This window comes from Pontibacter sp. HJ8, from assembly GCF_054824225.1.
The window spans coordinates 1-3,175 of sequence record NZ_JSYF01000358.1; the positions used below are offsets into that span (position 1 = coordinate 1).

Genomic DNA, 3,175 nt, shown 5'->3' on the forward strand with positions numbered 1-3,175 from the left:
TGCCAATCTCAACGGCTATCGCTGGGTCATGAAGGATTTGCCTGCTCTGCGTGCCGAGAAGTATATCACGACGCTGAAGGATTACCAGGCCAAAATTGAGTTTGAGCTGCTGATGGTGCACATCCCCGGAAAACCATCGGAAGTAAAGACGGGCGAGTGGGAGCAGGTCATAGGGGAGTTGTTGAAAGAGGAGCGCTTCGGCAGCCAGCTTAACCGCAAAGGCTTCTTCAAAGAAGATGTGGCTGCGATTGTCGCCAAACAGAGTGACCCGGCCCAACAAATGCAGGCTATTTATGACCTGGTGAAGAACACGATGAAGTGGAACGGCAAGTATGGGATCTACACCACCGGCACGCTTCGAAAAGCCTTTGAGAGCAAAACTGGTAGCGCAGCCGAAGTCAACCTGCTCCTGACGGCCATGTTGCAGGAAGCCGGCCTCGATGCTGCGCCAGTGCTGGTCAGCACCCGGGAGCACGGCCGGATACACAAAGGAACCCCCTTGCTCAACAAGTTTAATTATGTCGTTGCCCACGTGACCATAGGAGGCAAAGAGCACCTGCTGGACGCGACCGACCCGCTGCTGCCTGCCGGTATGCTGCCCGTGCGGAGCCTCAACGGCGAAGGGCACCTCATCAAACCAAAGGCTGCCCGTTGGGTGGCCCTGAAGCCCTCGGGTCTCAACCAGAAATTTTACAACGGCAACCTGGTCGTAAATGAACACGGGGAAATCAAAGGAGAAGTGATTGAGCTCAGTGGAGGATATCGTGGGTTGAATCTGCGGAAAGAAATCCAGGAAGAAGGGGAAGAAAAGTATACCGAAAAGCTGAACCGGGAGATCGGCGACTACAAAATCAGCAAGCCAACCTTCAGCTACGTCAGTGACCTGGGCAAGCCGGTTGAGTTAAAGTACCATCTAAAAGCGGCCGGTGGCGGCCAGGTGGCTGACGTGATTTACATCAACCCGATGATGGGCCAGGGAGAAAAAGAAAACCCGTTCAAGCTCGAGGAACGGGACTATCCCGTTGACTTCGCCGTTCCGATCAATCAAACGTTCATGTGTCGCTTCATCATACCCGATAATTATGAACTGGAAGAGTCACCTAAGAACGTGAAGGTCAGTCTCCCGGATAATGGCGGCAGCTTTACCTACATGGTAGACAGGCAGGACAACGTGATCGAGGTAATGAGCAAGATCGATATCTTAAAGCCCATCTACTACGCGCAGGAGTACCCTGCCCTGAAGGAGCTCTATGCCCAGATCGTAGCCAAGCACGCCGAAAAGATCGTGCTGAAGCGAAAATAAAAATAGAAACGTCATGCTGCCTTTCCAAGGCAATTACATCATTATACCTGTTACGAACATGAAACAGAGTTTTTACTGCCTACTGCTCCTGACATTGGGGCTGCTGGCCAATCCCGGCAAGGCGCAACAGGCAAAACCGGACCTCACCAAGGGAGCGAATGCCATTATTGAGCTGGAGGAAACCGTGTTTACCGTAAATACGCCCGGGACCGGGACAACCCGTGTCAAAACGGTTATCCTCATCCTGAACGAAAACGGGAAAGAACACGCGCGGCTGTTGGTGCCGCATGACAAACTGAACAAGGTAGATTATGTGAAGGGCACCAGCTACGACCGCTTCGGCAAGAAGATCAAGAGTCTTAAAAACAGCGACATCAAGGATGTGAGCGCCGGAGCAGCCGAATATGAAGTGCTCGACAGCCGGGTGAAGTATGCGGAGCTGACGCATTCGGTATACCCTTACAAAGTGGAGTATGAGTACCAGACAACGAGCAACAACATGCTTTTCTACCCGGTATGGGTGCCGCTGGCAAGCGAAAAGGTGTCCGTAGAGAAAGCGACATTCCAGGTGCTGATGCCCAAGGGGATGAAATTGCGCTACCGCGAATCGAACCTGCAGCAGAAAGTAAAGCAGGAGACCACTGCCACCCAGGATGTGTATAGCTGGGAGCTGCATAACCTGACACCGGTAGAAGTAGAACCCTATGGGCCTTTTATGGCAGAGGTGCTGCCGATGGTGCGCACGGCTCCCACCGAGTTTGAGGTGCAGGGCTACAAAGGCAACATGGAAAGCTGGGAGTCTTATGGCAAATGGATCGGTAAGCTGAACGAAGGGCGCGATGTGCTGCCGGAGGCAACCAAGCAAAGGTTGAAGACCATAGTGGCAGGCACGACAGACCCGCTTGAGAAGATCGAAAAGGTATACAATTACCTGCAGGCCAACACCCGCTACATGTCCATACAGCTCGGACTCGGCGGATGGCAACCCTTCGAGGCAAGCTTTGTAGCTGCCAAAGGCTATGGAGATTGCAAAGCGCTGACCAACTACACCCAGTCCATGCTGAAGGAAGTGGGTATTACGTCCTACTATGCCCTCATCAAAGGAGGTGAAAATGAGCCGGAGATCATGGTCGATTTCCCGAGCAGCCAGTTCAACCATGTGGTGCTGTGTGTGCCCATGAAGCAGGACACACTTTGGCTCGAGTGTACCAGTCAGCATGAGTCGGCAGGCTTTTCGGGTAGCTTTACCGGAGACCGCCGCGCCCTGCTCATTACGCCGGAAGGCGGCAAACTCGTAAAGACGCCCGCCTATACTGCGCAGGACAATCTCCAGAACCGCAAAGTTACCGTTAAGCTCGAGGACAATGGAAATGCAACGGCGCAGGTCTTTACCCGCTATACCGGTGTAGCCCATGAAGATCACCGGGATATACTGCATGGGCTTTCGGCTGAAGAGCAACGGAAATGGCTGTATAAAAACATTCAGATTCCCTCCTTCGATGTCAAAAGCTTTGCCTTCGATCTGAAAAAAGGACGAATGCCCGAAGTTACTGAGAAGCTGCATCTGAGCCTGCGGCAGTGCGTGACCCTGAGCGGCAAGCGCATGTTCCTGACCCCCAACCTGATGAACCGCTGGACCACCGTTCCCCACAAGTCGGAGAAGCGCCGCTGGGATGTCGTACGAAATACGGCCTATACCAACGTAGACACGGTCGTGTACCAGGTGCCGGCCGGCTATACCCTGGAGTTCAAACCCAACGATCTCGAATACAAATCTGATTTCGGAAGCTACAAAATAAGCATGCAGGTAGCAGGGCAGCAGGTCACTTATGTCCGTACCCTGCAGATGCATCGGGGCCGTTTCAAGCCGGA

The 3,175-nt window shown here is 53.3% G+C and carries 2 protein-coding genes; both read left to right on the forward strand.

Annotated elements, in window-relative coordinates; genetic code table 11:
• Nucleotides 1-1,303 (forward strand): DUF3858 domain-containing protein (locus OB13_RS15380; protein ID WP_461491060.1); only part of this gene is annotated, 1,303 nt, incomplete at its 5' end.
• Nucleotides 1,304-1,316: 13 nt separating this feature from the next.
• Nucleotides 1,317-3,175, forward strand: a 1,859-nt coding sequence (locus OB13_RS15385; protein ID WP_461491061.1) for a DUF3857 domain-containing protein, incomplete at its 3' end; no start/stop codon positions are given.